Below are 16,855 nucleotides of genomic sequence, written 5' to 3'. Positions count from 1 at the left end.
TCACTGCGGAGTGATCGCCTCCAGCACGAACACCGGGATGTCCCGGTCGGTCTTGCGCTGGTAGTCGGCGTAGTCGGGGTACGCCGCCACGGCCCGCTCCCACCACACCTGCTTCTCCTCGCCGGTCACCTCACGGGCGGTCATGTCCCGCACCGTGGTGCCGTCCCGGAGCTCCACCACCGGGTTGGCCTTGATGTTGTAGTACCAGACGGGGTGCTTGGGGGCTCCGCCCAGCGAGGCCACCACCGCGTAGACACCGTCGTGCTCCACCCGCATCAGCGGGATCTTGCGCAGCTTGCCCGACTTGGCGCCCTTGGTGGTGAGCACCACCACCGGCATGCCGTTCAGCAAGTTGCCGCGGGTGCCGCCGGACTCCTCGATCTCCTCGACCTGCTTGCGGACCCATTCCTGGGTGCTGGGCTCGTACTCTCCTTCAAGGGGCATGGCTCCATCCAACACTGGCGGAGCGACGCTCGCCAGGCACCGTCCCCGCACCCGGGACGTACCCTCGCCAGGTGCCCTCCACCGCAGCCACCTCGGCGCGGGAGCTGTCCGCCAGGGACGCGCTGCGCCGCGCGGTCGACGTCCTCGCCGGGCTCCGCGTCACGGCCCTGACCGGGGCCGGGTTGTCCACCGACTCCGGCATCCCGGACTACCGCGGGCCCGGCTCGCCGCCGCGCAACCCCATCACCTACCAGCAGTTCATCGGCGATCCGGTGTTCCGCCGGCACTACTGGGCGCGCAACCACGTCGGGTGGCTGCAGCTGCGGGCCAAGCGGCCCAACGCCGGGCACCGCGCGCTGACCCAGCTGGAGCGCTGCGGGGTGCTGACCGGGGTGATCACCCAGAACGTGGACCTGCTGCACAGCGCCGCCGGCAGCCGCCGGGTGATCGACCTGCACGGCACCTACGCGCGGGTGGTGTGCCTCGGGTGTGGCGAGCTGACCAGCCGTGCCCAGCTGGCCGGGCGCCTCACCGCGCTCAACCCCGGCTTCACCGAGGGGGTGCTCGAGCTCGGTGACGTGGAGGTGGCTCCGGACGCCGACGCGGTGGTCTCGGCCACCGCCGGCTTCCGGGTGGCCGACTGCCTGGCCTGCGGCGGGCTGCTCAAGCCCTACATCGTGTTCTTCGGCGAGAGCGTGGCCAAGGAGCGGGTGGCGCGGGCCTTCGCGCTGGTGGAGGAGAGCGAGGCCCTGCTGGTGGCCGGCTCGTCCCTCACCGTGATGTCCGGCCTGCGCTTCGTCCGGCACGCGGCGAGGACCGGGCGCCCGGTGGTGGTGGTCAACCGTGGTGCCACCCGGGGCGACCCGCTGGCCGCGGTGAGGGTGGAGCTCGGGTGCAGCGAGGCCCTCACCGGGCTGGCCGAGGAGCTGGGGGCGCGCCCGCCGGGGCAGGAGCCAGGGGTGGAGCCGAGTGTCGGGTTCGAACCGACGACAACCGCTTTACAAGAGCGGTGCTCTACCAGCTGAGCTAACCCGGCGCGAGTGTGCGGCGTGATGCTATCCGACGGCGGCGCTACGGTCAGAAGGGTGAGCACCTCGGAGATCGCCACCGTCCTGGCCTGGCACGACGCCCTCACGGGGCACGACCTGGACACCCTGCTGAACCTGTCCAGCGACGACGTCGAGCTCGCCACCCCCACCGGCGCCAGCCAAGGGATCGCGGCGCTGCGCGAGTGGGCCGAGCGCTTCCGCGGCACCGTGTCCCCCGGACGGATGTTCGTCCACCACGGGGTGGTCGTGGTGGAGGAGGAGCTCTCCGGCGCCGAGCAGGAGCAGCGCCAGGCCGTGGCCACCGCCTTCCGCGTGGTGCACGACCAGGTCACCTCGGTCTTCCGGCACGACAGCCTGGCCGAGGCGCTGGCCGACACCGGCCTGCTGGCCAGCGACGAGGTCACCGACGGCTGAGCAAGGGGCCGCACGCGCTCGCGACCGGTGCACCGAGCTGGTTGTGAGGCAACTCATGGCTGAGAGGCTTGGTCCGCGGGACGCAGGCGGGACCATGGGGGGAAGGCCCCGCAGCGGTGGGCCGTCGTCGGCGAGAACACGAGGTGTTGGTAGTGCAGTGGGTCAGGGGCAACGAGCCCATCCGGGGCAGCGGCGCCGGGAGCGGGTTGCACCCGTCCTCCGTCCCCCCACCTCGGCGCCCCCCGCGCGCGCCCGTGGTGCGGCAGAAGGACCCGAGCACGGTGCAGTTCGCCGCGCCGGCCCAGTACCCCACCGGCCCCGCGCCCGCCTTCACCGGCGAGGCGGCCATCGCCGAGGTGCTCGACCTGGCGCTGCGGGTCGGCGAGGTGCTGCTCTCCAGCGGAGCGGCCACCGCTGACGTCACCGCCGACATCCTCACCCTCACCTCGGCCTACGGACTGCCCCGGTGCGAGGTGGACATCACCTACACGGCCATCACCATCAGCGCGCACCGCGGGCTGTCCAGCCCGCCGGTGAACACCATGCGGGTGGTCAACTACCGCTCGCTGGACTACACCCGCCTGGCCGACGTCGACCGGGTGATCTGCGACGCCGAGGCCGGCGCGCTCAGCGCCCGCGAGGCGCACCAGGCCCTGGACAAGATCACCACTGCGCCGCACCCCTACCCGCGGTGGGTCTCCACCCTGGCGTGGGCCGGCATGGCCGCCAGCATCGCGGTGCTGGTCGGTGGTGAGTGGCTGGTGGCGCTGGTGGCGCTGCTGTCGGCCGTGGTCATCGACCGCACCCGACGGGTGCTCAACCGCACCGGTCTGCCCGGCTTCTTCCAGCAGGTGGTGGGCGGTTTCATCGCCACCCTGCCCGCGGCTCTGCTCTACGCGGTGCAGGATCCCCTGCACCTCACCGTGCGCCCCTCCCAGGTGGCGGCGGCCGGAGTGATCGTGCTGCTGTCCGGGCTGTCGCTGGTGGGTTCCATGCAGGACGCCATCACCGGCGCGATGGTCACCGCCGCGGCGCGCTTCACCGAGGTGCTGATGCTCACCGCCGGCATCATCGTCGGCGTCGGCCTGGCGCTGAAGTTCGCCTCGGGCGTGGGCGTCGACCTGCCTCCGCTGCTCGCCAGCACCACCAGCCTGTCCCGGCTGCCGGTGCAGGTGCTCGGGGCTGCGGCGGCAGCGGGCTTCTTCGCGCTGGCCTGCTACGCCGAGCGCCGGGCCCTGGCCTTCGCAGCGGCGGCGGGGGCGGTCGGCTTCCTGGCCTTCGGCCTGTTGTCCAACCTGGCCGGCGGCACCCTGATGGCCTCCGGCGCGGCGGCCGCCTTCGTCGGCTTCGCCGGCGGGGTGCTCTCCCGGCGCTACCGGGTCCCGCCGCTGGTGATTGCCGTCTCAGGCATCACCCCGCTCCTGCCGGGCCTGGCGGTGTACCGCGGGCTGTATGCGATGACCAACGACGACGCGGTCATGGGCCTGTCGGAGATGAGCGCGGCACTGGCCACCGGAGCCGCGCTCGCGGCCGGCGTGGTGTTCGGCGAGTGGCTCGCCAAGCGGTTCCGCACCACCCTCGCGCCGAGGCTGCGCACGAGGTCAGCCGCATGAACCCTTGATCGTTGGGCCACAGTGCTTCTACGCTTAGCCCACACTTCACCGCGCAGCGCCTCCGACACCCCGTCGCCGGCCGGCCGGCGGCCGTCGTGGGGGGACTCAGCTGAGGAGGCGTGGCCGAGACATGACGACTGTGGCGCGGCTCGCCCTGCCCCTGGTGGAAGACTGGCAGTGGCAGCAGCACGGCGCGTGCGGCGGCCTCGAGGAGTCCCGCTTCTTCCACCCCGAGAACGAGCGCGGATCCGAGCGTGCCCGCCGAGAGGCGGAGGCCAAGCAAGTGTGCAGACGGTGCCCGGTGGTCGTACAGTGCCGCGAGCACGCGTTGCTCGTCGGCGAGCCTTACGGAGTATGGGGTGGGCTCGGTGAGGGCGAGCGTCGGGCGATTCTCGGCCAGCGCCGTCGCGCGAACCGGGAGGTGCTGGTCGAGGACTGAGAAAGAGATGAAGGAGGGTGCCGCAACATGGCACAGGTGAACGGAACCAAGTCTGCTGGCGAGACCAGTGACGTCGCTACCAACTTGGAAGATGGTGAGGTCGTGGAGACCGTCACTCAGGAAACCGCACGCAAGGCCCAGCGCGTGATCGCGGCGCACTCGAACGACACTGCCGAGTGCATCATGCTGCTCGACATGCTCGGCGTGGGCCCGCACTCCAACAGCTAGACCCGTCCCATGGCCGCCCGCGCTCGGCCCCGTGCCGGCCGCGGGCGCACCTGGGGCACAAGCCGTCTCGGCGTCGACCGAGACGGAATGCCCTTGTCTCGACCAGCACCTCGAGTCCCCGGCCAACTAGGCTGATCGCGTGACCGAGACGAGCACGCCCGAGACCCAGGAACACGGCCAGTCCGAATTCGTCGTGGTCGCCAACCGGCTTCCGGTGGACCTCGAGCGTGTCGAGGGTGGTCCCGACCGGTGGAAGCGCAGCCCCGGCGGGCTGGTCACCGCGCTGGAGCCGGTGCTGCGCAGCCAGGACGGCGCGTGGGTCGGCTGGACCGGCGTGGCCGACGTGGACGTCGAACCCTTCGAGGAGGGCGGCCTGCGGCTGCACCCGGTGCGCCTGAGCGCCGACGAGGTCGCCGAGTACTACGAGGGGTTCTCCAACGCCACCCTGTGGCCGCTGTACCACGACGTGATCGTGCACCCGGACTTCAACCGCACCTGGTGGGACACCTACGTCCGGGTCAACCGGCGCTTCGCCGAGGAGACCGCGCGCACCGCCGCGCACGGTGCCACCGTGTGGGTGCAGGACTACCAGCTCCAGCTGGTGCCGCAGTACCTGCGAGAGCTGCGGCCGGACCTGCTCATCGGCTTCTTCCTGCACATCCCGTTCCCGCCCGTCGAGCTGTTCATGCAGCTGCCGTGGCGCCGGGAGATCGTGCAGGGCCTGCTGGGCGCCGACCTGATCGGCTTCCACCTGCCCGGCGGCGCGCAGAACTTCCTCTACCTGTCCCGCCGGCTGGCTGGCCAGAACGCGTCCCGGGCCTCGGTGGGTGTGCGCTCGCGGATGGGCACGGTGCAGATCGACGACCGCACCGCCCACGTGGGCGCCTTCCCCATCTCCATCGACTCCGCGGAGATCTCCAAGCTGGCCAGCAGCCCCCGCGTGCAGGCTCGGGCCAAGGAGATCCGCCGCGACCTCGGCCACCCGCGCCGCATCATGCTGGGTGTGGACCGGCTGGACTACACCAAGGGCATCGACGTGCGCCTCTTCGCGCTGCGCGAGCTGCTGGCCGAGGGCCGGGTGGACGCCGACGACACCGTGATGATCCAGCTGGCCACCCCCAGCCGGGAGCGGGTGGACAGCTACATCAAGATGCGCGGCGACATCGAGCGCGAGGTCGGCGGCATCAACGGCGAGTACTCCAAGGTGGGCCACCCCGCCGTGCACTACCTGCACCGGCCGGTCCCCCGTGAGGAGCTCATCGCCTTCTACGTGGCCGCCGACGTCATGCTGGTGACCCCCATGCGCGACGGCATGAACCTGGTGGCCAAGGAGTACGTGGCCTGCCGCAGCGACCTCGGCGGCGCGCTGGTGCTCAGCGAGTTCACCGGGGCAGCCTCCGAGCTGCGCTCGGCGTACCTGGTCAACCCGCACGACCTCGACGGGGTGAAGGCGGCCCTGGTCGAGGCGCTGGACCAGACCGAGGACGAGGGCCGCCGACGGATGCGAGCGATGCGCCGCCAGGTGATGACCTTCGACGTCGACCGCTGGGCCCGGTCCTTCCTCAGCGCGCTCGGCCGGCCCGACCTCGCGGAGGAGACCACCGCCTGAGCCGGGGAGCCGCCGCCACGGCAGGCTCCCCGACCCGGGTGCGGGTCGCTAGCCGGCGAAGTTGAACGCGTGGGTGGCGGTGGCGCCACCGTCGGCCACGAACTCGGCCCCCGTGCAGTACGAGCTCTTGTCGCTGGCCAGGAACACCAGCACCTCGGCGATCTCCTCCGGGCGGCCCACCCGGCGCAGCGCCACCTTCCGCCCAGCCGGCGAGAGGTCCACCTCGCCACCCCCGGCCGCGGTGGACACCATGTTGGTGTCGATCATCCCGGGGTGCACCGAGTTCACCCGGATGCCGACCTCGCCCAGCTCCATCGCCGCCACCTTGCTCATCCCCCGGATGGCGAACTTGCTGGAGGAGTAGGCGACCAGCAGCGGCACCGCGGCCAGGCCCTCGATGGAGGAGGTGTTGATGATCGACCCGCCGCCGGCGGCGGTCATCGGCTTGACCACCGACCGCATGCCCAGGAACGTGCCCACCTGGTTGATCCGGATGACCCGCTCGTACTGCTCCAGCGTGGTGTCGGCCAGCGCGGAGAACATCAGGATGCCGGCGTTGTTCACCAGCACGTCCACCTTGCCGAGCAGCGCCACGGTCTCCTCGACCAGGTCGGCCCACTGCTCCTCGTTGCCCACGTCCAGGTGCCGGTAGTGGGCGTGCTCCCCCAGCTCGTCGGCGAGGGCGGCACCCTTGACGTCGTCGATGTCGGCGATCATCACCTGGGCGCCCTCCTCGACGAACCGCCGCGCCGCTGCGGCGCCCTGCCCGCCCGCGGCACCGGTGATGATGGCGACCTTGCCGGCCAGGTCGGCCATCACATCACCTCGTCGGTCAGCGGCAGCAGCACCGTCTTGAGCTCGGTGTAGGCCTCGATGGCGCTCTGCCCGCCCTCACGTCCCATGCCCGACTCCTTGAAGCCACCGAAGGGCAGGTGCGGCTCGATGGTGAAGCCGTTGATGCCCACGGTGCCGGCCCGCACCGAGCGGGCCATGCGCATGGCCCGGCTGACGTCGCTGGTGTAGACCCCGGCGCCGAGGCCGTACTGGGTGTCGTTGGCCAGCCGGATCGCCTCCTCCTCGGTGTCGAAGGGCACGACGGCCAGCACCGGCCCGAAGATCTCCTCCTGGGCCAGGCTGGAGCGGTTGTCCACGTCGGCGAAGATCGTGGGCTGCACGAAGTTGCCGGCGCTGAGGTCGCCGTCCACCCGCGACCCCCCGGTGACCAGGCGGCTGCCCTCGCCGGCGCCGCGATCGAGGTAGCCCAGCACCCGCTGCAGCTGCTTGTCGTTGATCAGCGGCGCGGCCAGCACCGCCGGGTCGAACGGGTCGCCGTAGGTGATGGCACCGGCCATCATCTCCGCGCCGGCGAGGAACTCCTCCATCGCGTCGCGGTGCACCAGCGCCCGGCTGTGCGCCACGCAGGCCTGCCCGGACAGCCCCATCGACACGGTGCCCATGGTGGTCATGCCGGCCATGGTGATGTTGGGCGCGTCCGGGAAGACGATGGCGGGGCTCTTGCCGCCCAGCTCCAGCGAGACCCGCTTGAGGGTGCCCGCCGACGCCCGCAAGATGTGCTGGCCGATGGTCCGGCTGCCGGTGAAGCTGATCTTGTCCACCGCGTCGTGGGTGATCATCGCCTCGCCGACGGTCTCGCCCGGGCCGGTCACCACGTTCAGCACGCCGTCGGGCAGGCCCGCCTCCACCAGCAGCTCCACCATGCGCAGCACGGCGAAGGAGGCGTACTCCGAGGGCTTGAGCACCACCGTGCAGCCGGCGGCGAGCGCCGGGGCCACCTTCTGCGCGTAGAGCAGGAACGGCGCGTTCCACGGCAGGATCGCCGCGACCACGCCGATCGGCTCGCGGAAGGTCATCGCCACGTGGTCGCCACCCTGGTACGCGGGCAGGGTCTGGCCGCCGATCTTGTCGATCCACCCCGCGTGGTGGTCGAACACGTCGGCCGCCACGTCGATGGAGGCGGCGTAGATGCCACCGAAGGACAGCGGCACGCTGTTGTCCAGCGCCAGCAGCCCGGCGAGCTCCTCGCCGTTGGCGCGCAGCAGGTCGGCGTAGCGGTGGATCAGCTTGATCCGCTCGCCCGCCCGCATCCGGGGCCAGGCCCCGTCGTCGAACGCGGTGCGCGCCGCCTGCACGGCCTCCTCCACGTCGGCGGTGGTGGCGACGGCGAACTCGCCGACCGCCTCGCCGGTGGCCGGGTGGTGGTGGGTCCAGGTGGCTCCGTCGGCGGAGTCGCGCCACTGGCCGTTGACCAGGAGCTGGCCGGTCTTGAGCCCGAGCGCGTCGATCCGGGGCTGCATGGTGAGTGTCATGGTGGTGCGGCCTCCTCAGGCGAGGTGTGCGAGGTCGGTGTTGACGAACATCCGCGCAGGATCGCGGTCGGCGAAGTACCCGCCGATGGAGCGCTCGATGTCCTCGGGGGTCCACATCGCACCCGCCGAGGAGAACTTCTGCTCGATGGTCGGCGGCGCCATCAGCGCCACCTTCCCGCCGTAGACCACGAACACCTGGCCGTTGACGGCCGCGGCGGCGGGCGAGGCCAGGTAGGCCACCAGCGGGGCCACGTTGTCCACCGAGAGCGGGTCGGGCCCGTCGGACGGTGGGGCGTCGAAGACCGCCTCGGTCATCGCGGTGCGGGCCCGCGGGCAGATGGCGTTGGCCCGCACCCCGTAGCGGCTCAGCGCCTTGGCGGCGGTCATGGTCAGGGTGGTGATGCCGGCCTTGGCCGCGCCGTAGTTCGCCTGCCCGGCGGGGCCGAAGAAGGCTGCCTCGGACGAGGTGTTCACCAGCGAGGCGTACACCGGGGCGCCGGCCTGCTTGGACTGCTCGCGCCAGTACGCGCCGGCGTTGCGGGTGAGCAGGAAGTGCCCCCGCAGGTGCACCCGCACCACCAGGTCGAAGTCGGCGTCGCTCATGTTGAACAGCATCTGGTCGCGGGTGACGCCGGCGTTGTTGACCACCACGTGCAGCCCGCCGAGGTCCTCCACCGCGGTGCGGACCAGCTCGTCGGCGGTGGTGCGCTCACCCACGTCGCCCTGCACCAGGGCCGCCCGCACGCCGAGCGCCTTGATCTCGTCCACCACGTCGGTGTCGGCCATGTCGTTGACCACCACGTCGGCACCCTGGGCGGCGAGCGCGAGCGCTTCCGCCCGGCCCAGCCCGGCGCCGGCTCCGGTGACCACGGCGACCTTGCCGGCCAGTGGCTTCTCGCTCACCGGCGGCACGCCCGACCGGTCGGACCTGATCTGCGGGCAAAGCTCATCGGTGCTCCTCGAGTCGGCTGGGCGGCGGGACTTTCGACGCTAGAACGTGTTCTCGTCCGGCTCGACAGCACCAAGACGGACGGGCCTCACTCCTCGAGGGCGAGTGCGCTCTTGGGGCAGCGCTCCACGGCCTTGCGCACCCGCGCCTGCAGCTCCTCCGGCGGCTCCGGCTGCAAGATCGTCAGCTGCTCGTCGTCGTCGAGGTCGAAGACCTTGGGCGCCAGGCCGGCACAGACTCCGTTAGCCTCGCACAGGTCGAAGTCGACAGTGACCTTCATCGGAATGCCTCCACTGCGAACGATCGGTGACCGACTCGGCCCGGCCGCCTCGCGAGCAGGCCCTGACCGACACTAGAACCGGTTCTACCGAGAAGCAATGTTCCGCGCTAGTGTCGCAAGAACCTGTTCCAGCCAGGAGGGCCCATGCGGATCAGCTACACCCCCGAGCAGGAGGAGCTGCGGCGTGAGCTGCGCAGCTACTTCGCGCGCCTGATGACCCCGGAGCGCCGCGAGGCGATGAGCTCCACGCAGGGCGAGTACGGCACCGGCGACACCTACAAGGAGATCGTCCGCCAGATGGGCGCCGACGGGTGGCTGGCCCTGGGTTGGCCGACCGAGCACGGCGGGCAGGCCCGCCCGATGATGGACCAGCTGATCTTCACCGACGAGGCGGCGGTGGCCGGGGCGCCGGTGCCGTTCCTGACGGTGAACAGCGTGGCCCCGACGATCATGCGGTACGGCACCGAGGAGCAGAAGGCCTTCTTCCTGCCCCGCATCGCCGCCGGTGAGCTGCACTTCGCCATCGGCTACTCCGAGCCCGAGGCCGGCACCGACCTGGCCTCGCTGCGCACCCGGGCGGTGCGCGACGGCGACGACTACGTGGTCAACGGGCAGAAGATGTGGACCAGCCTCATCCAGTACGCCGACTACGTGTGGCTGGCCTGCCGCACCGATGCCGAGGCACCCAAGCACAAGGGCATCAGCATGCTCATCGTGCCCACGGACGCGCCCGGGTTCTCCTGGACGCCGGTGCACACCATGGCCGGGCCCGGCACCAGCGCCACCTACTACGAGGACGTCCGCGTCCCCGTGACCTCCCGGGTCGGGGCGGAGAACGCGGGCTGGCCGCTGGTCACCAACCAGCTGAACCACGAGCGGGTCGCCCTGACCTCCTCCGCCCCGGTGCGCACCGCCCTGCGCGAGGTGCGGGAGTGGGCCCAGCAGACCAAGCTGCCCGACGGCACCCGGGTGATCGACCAGGAGTGGGTGCAGCTGCACCTGGCCCGGGTGCACGCCAAGGCCGACTTCCTCAAGCTGATCAACTGGAAGATCGCCTGGAGCGTGGGCCAGGCCCCCACCCCCGCCGACGCCTCGGCCACCAAGGTCTTCGGCACCGAGCTCGCCACCGAGGCGTACCGGCTGCTGATGGAGGTGCTGGGCAACAGCGCGGTGGTCCGGCACGGCTCGGCCGGGGCCCTGCTGCAGGGCCGCGTCGAACGGATGCACCGCTCCTCACTGATCCTCACCTTCGGTGGCGGCACCAACGAGGTCCAGCGCGACATCGTGTCCATGCTCGCCCTCGGCCTGCCCGCCGCCAAGCGCTAGGAGCTCGACGTGGACTTCTCCCTGACCGATGCCCAGCAGGACCTCGGCGGCCTGGCTCGCCAGATCCTCACCGACAAGGTGACCCAGGAGCGGCTGCGCGCCGTGGAGACCGGGCCGCGCTGGGACCAGCAGCTGTGGGCCGACCTGGCCACCGCGGGCGTGCTCTCCGCCGCCCTCCCCGAGCAGGTGGGTGGCGGTGGCTTCGGCCTGCTCGAGCAGTGCAGCGTGCTGGTGGAGCTGGGCCGGGCGGTGGCGCCCGTGCCGTACCTGCAGTCGGTGGTGATGGCCGCCGCGGCCATCGCCGAGCTGGGCACGGACAGCCAGCGCGAGCGGTGGGCGGCACCGGCCGCGGCGGGTGAGCTGGTGCTCACCGTGGCGCTGGTGGACGAGCCCGGCACCGGTGGCACCCGGGCACAGCGCAGCGGCGACGGCTGGGTGCTCAACGGCGCCAAGTCCGCGGTGTCCTGGGCGCCGGTGGCCGATGCCGTGCTGGTCGCGGCCGCCACCGACGCCGGCCCGGTGGTGCTGCTGGTGCGCAGCGACGATCCCGGCGTGCAGGTGCAGGACCAGCAGCTGGTGGACGGGGGCAGCGCCGGCCTGGTGGAGCTGACCGACGTGCGCCTGGACGCCGACCGGGTCCTCGGCACCGACGGCGAGGCGGCACTGACCTGGCTGGTGGACCGCGGCACCGTCGGGATCTGTGCGCTGCAGCTGGGCGTCACCGAGCGGGCGCTGGAGCTGACCGCGGAGTACGCCAGGGAGCGGGTGCAGTTCGGCCGTCCCATCGGCAGCTTCCAGGCAGTGGCCCAGCGCCTGGCGGACGCCTACATCGACGTGGAAGCCATCCGGCTCACGCTCTGGCAGGCGGCGTGGCGGCTGGCGGAGGACCTGCCCAGCACCGCGGAGGTGGCCACCGCCAAGTTCTGGGCTGCCGACGCCGGGCACCGGGTGAGCCACACCGCGGTGCACGTGCACGGCGGCGTGGGGATCGACACCGACCACGCCATGCACCGGTACTTCACCGCGGCCAAGCGCAACGAGTTCGAGCTGGGGGCGGCGACGGCGCAGCTGCTGCGCCTGGGCGCCACCCTGGCCGCGGAGCCCGCCTAGCCACCGCCCTCCGGCCGTCCACGCAGACAGCACAGGACCCCGCACACCGTTGCCGGTGGCGGGGTCCTGTGCTGGTTCAGCTGGCTCAGCCGAGGCCGAGCCGGTGAGCAGGATCAGGCGAGGGTCAGGGTCTGGCCCGCGAAGATCATGTTCGGGTTGCTGATCTTGCCCTTGTTGATGCTGAACAGCGCCTGGTAGCCGCCGCTCACACCCTGGGTGGAGGCGATGGACGACAGGGTGTCGCCCGACTTCACCGTGTAGGTCTTGCCGCTGGACTTGGCTGCCTTCGCCTTGGTGGTGGCCTTGGCGGAGCTGGCCTTGGGGGCCTGCGCCTTGGCAGCCGAAGCCTTGGGCGCCTGTGCCTTGGCGGTGCTGGCCTTGGGGGCCTGCGCCTTGGCGGTGCTGGCCTTGGGCGCCTGCGCCTTCTGCGTGGTCGCAGCCTTGGGGGCCTGCGCCTTGGGGGCCGACTTGGTGGTGGCCTTCGCGGTGGAGCTGCTGGCGGAGGCGTTGCCCGAACCGAGGTTCTTGCCGCACACCGGCCACGCACCCTTGCCCTGGCCGGCGAGCACGCGCTCGGCGACCGCGATCTGCTCGGACTTGGAGGCGTTGTGGGCCGAGCCCGAGCCGCCGAAGGCCTTCCAGGTGCTCGGGGTGAACTGCAGGCCACCGGAGAAGCCGTTGCCCGAGTTGATGGACCAGTTGCCGGTGCTCTCGCACTGCGCGACCGCGTCCCAGTCGTTGCCGGCGGCGGAGGCCGGCGAGGCGAAGATCGCCATCGGGGCACCGACGACGAGGCCGGCGATGACGACCTTGGCGGCGTTGCGGGCGCCGGTGGAGTGCTTGGAGGCGGTGGTGGTCTTGCGAGTCATATGGGTAGATCCTCTCCCTGCGCCTGCGGAGTCAGCTGTCGGGTTCGGGCTGAGAGGTTGCCCGGCCACCAGGTCCACGAGCTGGGCCTGCTGGCTTCACCCCAAGGTCAGAGCCGCTGATCAGCGGTTCCGGCCGGCATCCCGGGTGTGCCCTGGATGTGGGTCCTCCGTCCCTGTCCCTGGTTAGATCGGAGGTTCCGGATGCCCGCGGGACAGGATTGAGCGCGGCGGGCCCGGTGTCGGCCGGTTGTTCCCGGCCACAAACGAACGTACGGACCGAGCACGGGTGCGTCGAGGCCCCGCAGCGCCAAGGTCTCGGGTAGGTAACGCCTCCCCGGCGACCCGCGACGTCACTGTTTCCGCAGGTCAGCTGGCATGTCCGCAAAAAGGGACGCTTTTGTCAGCAGCCCAGGATCGGTGACTCGGATCACAAGCTGGACCCCCGAAATCAGCCCCGGAAAGCGGCCTGCGTCACGCCCTGAGAGGCGACAAGTCCCAGGTCACAGGCAGTTTTCCTGGTCCACGACACCACCTGGTGATGCCCCGGTGGCAACGGGGCGGCGGGGATCGCTGCTGTACTGCGACCACGACCCCGGGTAGAGGCGACCGGCACCCAGCCCGCTGAGCTCCAGAGCCAGCAGGCTGTGGCAGGCGGTCACTCCCGAGCCGCAGTAGGCGGTCACCGGCGCACCCTCCCGCACGCCCGCCGCGGTGAAGCGACGGCGCAGCTCGGCCGCCGGGAGGAAGGTGCCGTCCTCGGCCAGCGTGGCCTGGGTGGGCAGGTTCTTCGCCCCGGGGACGTGGCCGGCCCGGGCGTCCACCGGCTCGTGCTCGCCGCGGTAGCGCTCGGGGGCCCGGGCGTCGAGCACCACGCCGGCGCCACCGCCCGCCTGCGCCACCACCTCGTCCAGGTCCGCCAGCCGCTCCCGCGGCCAGGGCCGGGCGGTGAAGGTGGTGGGCGCGCGGTCGACGGGCGCCGTCTCCAGCGGACCCCGGTAGGCCGCCAGCCCGCCGTCGAGCAGCGCAGCCTGGTGGCCGGTGGCCCGCAGCAGCCACACCAGGCGGGCAGCGCTGCGCCCCCCGGCGTCGTCGTAGGCCACGACCGTGTCGTCGTCGCCGATGCCCAGCCGGCCCAGCTCGGCGGCGAACACCTCGGGGTCGGGCAGCGGGTGGCGGCCCTGCTCCGGGCTCGGCGGGGCGGCCAGGCACCGGTCGAGGTCGACGAACACCGCTCCCGGCAGGTGGCCCGCCTCGTGGGCGGCCCGGCCGGAGCGGCCGTCGAGGTACCACCGCACGTCGGCGAGCACGACGTCGGTGCGGTGGGCGTCCCACCAGGCGGGGCTGACGACGGGGGCGATCATCCCGTCACCCTAGAAGCCCCACCCGGTGGGAAGCGCTCAGCCAAGGGTCGTCAGCGCAGCGTGTCCAGCCGCGACACCGTGGCGTCGAACTCGCCCACCAGGTCGGCCATCACCTCGGCCACCGGCCTGATCTCGTTCATCCGGCCCACGATCTGCCCGATCGGCATGGAGACCACCTCGGGGTCGGTGGAGCGAGCGATGCGCTGGTGCGCCTCCCCCACCAGGACGTTCTGCAGCGGCATGGGCAGCGGGGAGGGGGCACCCTCGGCGCTCCACGCCTCGGTCCAGCGGGTCTTGAGCAGCCGGGCGGGCTTGCCCGAGTAGCTGCGCATCCGCACGGTGTCGCTGGAGGTGGCCGCCAGCAGCGCCCGCTGCATCGTGGAGGGCCCACCGTCGTCGGCGGGCATCTCACCGAGCTTGTACTCCGCGGTGGTCAGCCAGTAGGAGCCCATCCAGACCCCGGAGGCACCCAGCGCCAGCGCGGCGGCGACCTGCCGGCCGGAGCCGATGCCGCCGGCCGCCAGCACCGAGGCGCGGTCGCCGATGGCGTCCACGATCTCCGGGAGCAGCACCATGGAGGCGATCTCCCCGGTGTGCCCGCCGGCCTCGTAGCCCTGGGCGATGACGATGTCCACGCCGTTGTCCACGTGCCGCACCGCGTGCTCGGCCTTGCCGGCCAGCGCCGCCACCGGCACGCCCTTCTCGTGCGCCAGGTCGATGACGTCCTTGGGCGGGGACCCCAGCGCGTTGGCGATCAGCTTGATCGGGTGGCGCAGCGCCACGTCGACGTGCGCGCGGGCGATGGAGTGCAGCCAGCCCAGCACCCCTTCGTTGCGCTCCTCGTCCTCGTCCAGCGGCGGGACGCCGAGCTCGTCCAGCGTGCGGTTGACGAAGGCCCGGTGCTCGTCGGGGATGAGCTTCTGCAGGTCCATGGACGCGGCTTCCTGCGGAATCTTCGCCGGCATCACGATGTCCACCCCGTAGGGCTTGCCGTCGGTGTTCTCGTCCATCCAGGTCAGCACCGCGTCCAGCTCCTCGGCGTCGTTGAACCGCACGCAGCCGAGCACCCCCAGACCGCCGGCGCGGCTGATGGCCGCGGCGACGTGCTCGGACGGGGTGAAGCCGAAGATCGGGTGCTCTATGCCGAACTGTTCGCTGAGCGCGGTGCGCACAGGTCCTCCTCAGGTCGTTGCTCGGCGTGCTGCCGAGCCCACTTGTAGTCCGCCTTGCCGGTGGACAGGCGCTCAATCTCCTCGACCAGCCAGAGGCTGCGCGGGGCCTTGTAGCCGGCGAGCTGACCACGGACGTGGCGGTCCAGGTCGTCGAACGCCGGAGAGGTGCCGGGGCGGGGCTGGACGAGGGCGGCCACCCGCTGGCCCCACGTCTCGTCGGGCACGCCGATCACCAGTGCGTCGAACACGTCGGGGTGCCCCTTGAGCGCACCCTCCACCTCCTCGGGGAACACCTTCTCACCACCGGTGTTCACGCAGGTGTTGCCGCGGCCGAGCAGGGTCATGGTGCCGTCGGCCTCGATGCGCGCCAGGTCCCCGGGGACGGCGTAGCGCTTGCCGTCCACCTCGGTGAAGAGCGTGGCGGTCTTCTCCGGGTCCTTGTAGTAGCCCATCGGGATGTAGCCGCCCCGGGCGAGCCGGCCGATCTCGCCGGAGCCGGGCTCCACCTGCTTGCCCTCGTCGTTGACGACGATGGCGTTGGGGATGAGCTTGACGCGGGGGCCCTCGGTCCACTTCTCCGAGTCCTTGGTCAGCATGCCGATCCCGCTGAAGCCGGTCTCGGAGGAGCCGACGGCGTCGGTGATGACCACGTTGGGCAGCGCGTCCAGGTACTGGTCCTTGACGGTGGGCGAGAACAGCGCCGCGCTGCTGGAGATGGCAAACACCGACGATGCGTCGTAGTCACCGCGCAGGTACTCCTCGATCATCGGGCGGGCCATGGCGTCACCGATGAGCACCACCACGTTCACCTTGTGCTGGGCGATGGAGTGCCAGATGGCGACCGGGTCGAACTTGGGCACCAGCACCACGGTGTCGCCGGCGAAGAGCGCCTGCATCGCCGCCCACTGGGCGTTGCCGTGAATCAGCGGAGCCAGGCACAGCCGGGTCATGCCTCCGGAGGCCTCTCCCTCGCGCGCCTGGGCCCACTCGTCGGCCATCGCCTCGCCGGTGACGAAGCTGACGCCGCCGCCGAGCACCCGCCAGACGTCCTCGTGCCGCCACATCACGCCCTTGGGCGGACCGGTGGTGCCGCCGGTGTAGAGGATGTAGAGGTCGTCGGAGCTGCGCTCGCCGAAGTCGCGCTCCGCGGACTCCCCGGCCATCGCGGCCTCGAAGTCGGTGCCCGCCGCGGCGCCGTCGGCGTTGTCCAGCACCAGCACGTGCTGCAGCGTCGGGGTCTCCGGACGCACCGCGGCCACCTTGTCGGCAAACTCCCGCTCGGTGAGCAGCGCGACCATGTCGGAGTTCTGCACCACGTAGCGCAGCTCCTGCTCGCCGTAGCGGTAGTTCACGTTGATGATCACGCCGCGCAGCTTGTAGACCGCCATCATCCAGATGATGGCCTCTACCCGGTTGTGGGTGTAGAGCCCGACGTGCGAGCCGGTGCCGACACCGTGCGCGGCGAGGTGGTGCGCCAGGCGGTTGGCGCGCTCCTCGAGCTCGCGGTAGCTGACGACGATGTCCTCGCAGGCCAGGGCCTTGCGGTCCGGAAACAGGTCGACCGCGTGTTCGAACAGGTCCGCTATGTTGTAGGCCACATTTTCAAACTAGAACCTGTTACTGTTCGGCGCAATAGCAGACCGCGTTCCCACCGCCAGGAGGCCC

The 16,855-nt window shown here is 71.5% G+C and carries 16 protein-coding genes, 1 tRNA gene, 1 pseudogene and 1 riboswitch; of the genes and pseudogenes, 8 read left to right on the top strand and 10 right to left on the bottom strand.

Going from position 1 to position 16,855, the window contains the following annotated elements; translation table 11 throughout:
* Nucleotides 1-444: a nitroreductase family deazaflavin-dependent oxidoreductase gene (locus AC3YNX_RS06840; RefSeq protein WP_127781927.1), complete on the bottom strand. Its 444-nt coding sequence runs from the start codon at nt 442-444 to the stop codon at nt 1-3.
* Between the two features lie 122 nt (nt 445-566).
* On the opposite strand from AC3YNX_RS06840, the pseudogene AC3YNX_RS06835 reads away from it, so the two are divergent.
* Nucleotides 567-1,385: pseudogene (locus AC3YNX_RS06835) on the top strand (Sir2 family NAD-dependent protein deacetylase); the annotation flags it as partial.
* Between the two features lie 19 nt (nt 1,386-1,404).
* Here AC3YNX_RS06835 and AC3YNX_RS06830 read toward each other — a convergent pair.
* Nucleotides 1,405-1,480 (bottom strand) — tRNA-Thr (locus AC3YNX_RS06830).
* A 49-nt stretch (nt 1,481-1,529) separates the two neighbouring features.
* Between AC3YNX_RS06830 and AC3YNX_RS06825 the strand changes: the two genes are divergently transcribed.
* The 5 genes from AC3YNX_RS06825 (at nt 1,530) to AC3YNX_RS06805 (ending at nt 5,796) form a co-directional block, all read left to right on the top strand.
* A complete protein-coding gene (locus tag AC3YNX_RS06825) occupies nt 1,530-1,907 on the top strand; it encodes a nuclear transport factor 2 family protein (protein WP_127781926.1) in 378 nt (125 codons plus the stop codon).
* Nucleotides 1,908-2,188: 281 nt separating this feature from the next.
* Complete coding sequence (locus tag AC3YNX_RS06820) at nt 2,189-3,520, top strand: threonine/serine exporter family protein (protein ID WP_489983503.1); 1,332 nt, start codon at nt 2,189-2,191, stop codon at nt 3,518-3,520.
* Between the two features lie 130 nt (nt 3,521-3,650).
* On the top strand, nt 3,651-3,959 hold the full coding sequence (locus tag AC3YNX_RS06815; RefSeq protein ID WP_127781924.1) for a WhiB family transcriptional regulator: 309 nt from the start codon (nt 3,651-3,653) through the stop codon (nt 3,957-3,959).
* Nucleotides 3,960-3,986: 27 nt separating this feature from the next.
* A complete protein-coding gene (locus AC3YNX_RS06810; protein ID WP_127781923.1) occupies nt 3,987-4,187 on the top strand; it encodes a hypothetical protein in 201 nt (66 codons plus the stop codon).
* Between the two features lie 139 nt (nt 4,188-4,326).
* On the top strand, nt 4,327-5,796 hold the full coding sequence (locus AC3YNX_RS06805) for an alpha,alpha-trehalose-phosphate synthase (UDP-forming) (protein WP_127781922.1): 1,470 nt from the start codon (nt 4,327-4,329) through the stop codon (nt 5,794-5,796).
* Nucleotides 5,797-5,844: 48 nt separating this feature from the next.
* Here the strand turns inward: AC3YNX_RS06805 and AC3YNX_RS06800 are convergent, their stop codons facing one another.
* The 4 genes from AC3YNX_RS06800 to AC3YNX_RS06785 form a co-directional block, all read right to left on the bottom strand.
* Nucleotides 5,845-6,612, bottom strand: a complete 768-nt coding sequence (locus AC3YNX_RS06800) for a glucose 1-dehydrogenase (RefSeq protein ID WP_489983502.1) — start codon at nt 6,610-6,612, stop codon at nt 5,845-5,847.
* On the bottom strand, nt 6,612-8,123 hold the full coding sequence (locus tag AC3YNX_RS06795; RefSeq protein ID WP_127781920.1) for an aldehyde dehydrogenase family protein: 1,512 nt from the start codon (nt 8,121-8,123) through the stop codon (nt 6,612-6,614). Before AC3YNX_RS06795 ends, AC3YNX_RS06800 begins: the two co-directional genes overlap by 1 nt.
* A 15-nt stretch (nt 8,124-8,138) precedes the next feature.
* Nucleotides 8,139-9,026: a 3-oxoacyl-ACP reductase gene (locus AC3YNX_RS06790; RefSeq protein WP_489983501.1), complete on the bottom strand. Its 888-nt coding sequence runs from the start codon at nt 9,024-9,026 to the stop codon at nt 8,139-8,141.
* Nucleotides 9,027-9,160: 134 nt separating this feature from the next.
* Nucleotides 9,161-9,352: a ferredoxin gene (locus AC3YNX_RS06785; RefSeq protein ID WP_127781918.1), complete on the bottom strand. Its 192-nt coding sequence runs from the start codon at nt 9,350-9,352 to the stop codon at nt 9,161-9,163.
* Nucleotides 9,353-9,496: 144 nt separating this feature from the next.
* On the opposite strand from AC3YNX_RS06785, the gene AC3YNX_RS06780 reads away from it, so the two are divergent.
* Both AC3YNX_RS06780 and AC3YNX_RS06775 read left to right on the top strand, forming a co-directional pair.
* Nucleotides 9,497-10,678: an acyl-CoA dehydrogenase family protein gene (locus AC3YNX_RS06780; protein ID WP_127781917.1), complete on the top strand. Its 1,182-nt coding sequence runs from the start codon at nt 9,497-9,499 to the stop codon at nt 10,676-10,678.
* 9 nt (nt 10,679-10,687) lie between these two features.
* Nucleotides 10,688-11,788, top strand: a complete 1,101-nt coding sequence (locus tag AC3YNX_RS06775; RefSeq protein WP_489995000.1) for an acyl-CoA dehydrogenase family protein — start codon at nt 10,688-10,690, stop codon at nt 11,786-11,788.
* 113 nt (nt 11,789-11,901) lie between these two features.
* Here the strand turns inward: AC3YNX_RS06775 and AC3YNX_RS06770 are convergent, their stop codons facing one another.
* The 4 genes from AC3YNX_RS06770 to AC3YNX_RS06755 all read right to left on the bottom strand — a co-directional run bounded on the left by AC3YNX_RS06770 (nt 11,902) and on the right by AC3YNX_RS06755 (nt 16,788).
* Nucleotides 11,902-12,657 (bottom strand): transglycosylase family protein, encoded by a 756-nt coding sequence (locus tag AC3YNX_RS06770; protein ID WP_489983500.1) that lies wholly within the window; start codon nt 12,655-12,657, stop codon nt 11,902-11,904.
* 6 nt (nt 12,658-12,663) lie between these two features.
* A riboswitch (cyclic di-AMP (ydaO/yuaA leader) is annotated at nt 12,664-12,861 on the bottom strand.
* 296 nt (nt 12,862-13,157) lie between these two features.
* Nucleotides 13,158-14,015, bottom strand: a complete 858-nt coding sequence (locus AC3YNX_RS06765) for a sulfurtransferase (RefSeq protein WP_489995483.1) — start codon at nt 14,013-14,015, stop codon at nt 13,158-13,160.
* 53 nt (nt 14,016-14,068) lie between these two features.
* Complete coding sequence (locus AC3YNX_RS06760; RefSeq protein ID WP_489994999.1) at nt 14,069-15,190, bottom strand: NAD(P)H-dependent flavin oxidoreductase; 1,122 nt, start codon at nt 15,188-15,190, stop codon at nt 14,069-14,071.
* Nucleotides 15,157-16,788: an acyl-CoA synthetase gene (locus AC3YNX_RS06755; RefSeq protein WP_127781913.1), complete on the bottom strand. Its 1,632-nt coding sequence runs from the start codon at nt 16,786-16,788 to the stop codon at nt 15,157-15,159. The genes AC3YNX_RS06760 and AC3YNX_RS06755 overlap by 34 nt, the downstream gene beginning before the upstream one ends.
* Nucleotides 16,789-16,855: the final 67 nt, after the last annotated feature.

It is taken from the genome of Rhodococcus sp. Z13_19A (genome assembly GCF_058133575.1).
Note: the sequence above shows the minus strand (reverse complement) of the source record. Positions and strands in the feature narration are given on the sequence as shown.

Excerpts from the sequence above, each read along its gene's own strand:
- AC3YNX_RS06815 (WP_127781924.1), top strand. The coding sequence starts at position 3,651 with ATGACGACTGTGGCGCGGCTCGCCCTGCCCCTGGTGGAAGACTGGCAG.
- AC3YNX_RS06795 (WP_127781920.1), bottom strand. The coding sequence starts at position 8,123 with ATGACACTCACCATGCAGCCCCGGATCGACGCGCTCGGGCTCAAGACC.
- AC3YNX_RS06810 (WP_127781923.1), top strand. The coding sequence starts at position 3,987 with ATGGCACAGGTGAACGGAACCAAGTCTGCTGGCGAGACCAGTGACGTC.
- AC3YNX_RS06840 (WP_127781927.1), bottom strand. The coding sequence starts at position 444 with ATGCCCCTTGAAGGAGAGTACGAGCCCAGCACCCAGGAATGGGTCCGC.
- AC3YNX_RS06785 (WP_127781918.1), bottom strand. The coding sequence starts at position 9,352 with ATGAAGGTCACTGTCGACTTCGACCTGTGCGAGGCTAACGGAGTCTGT.
- AC3YNX_RS06780 (WP_127781917.1), top strand. The coding sequence starts at position 9,497 with ATGCGGATCAGCTACACCCCCGAGCAGGAGGAGCTGCGGCGTGAGCTG.
- AC3YNX_RS06800 (WP_489983502.1), bottom strand. The coding sequence starts at position 6,612 with ATGGCCGACCTGGCCGGCAAGGTCGCCATCATCACCGGTGCCGCGGGC.
- AC3YNX_RS06770 (WP_489983500.1), bottom strand. The coding sequence starts at position 12,657 with ATGACTCGCAAGACCACCACCGCCTCCAAGCACTCCACCGGCGCCCGC.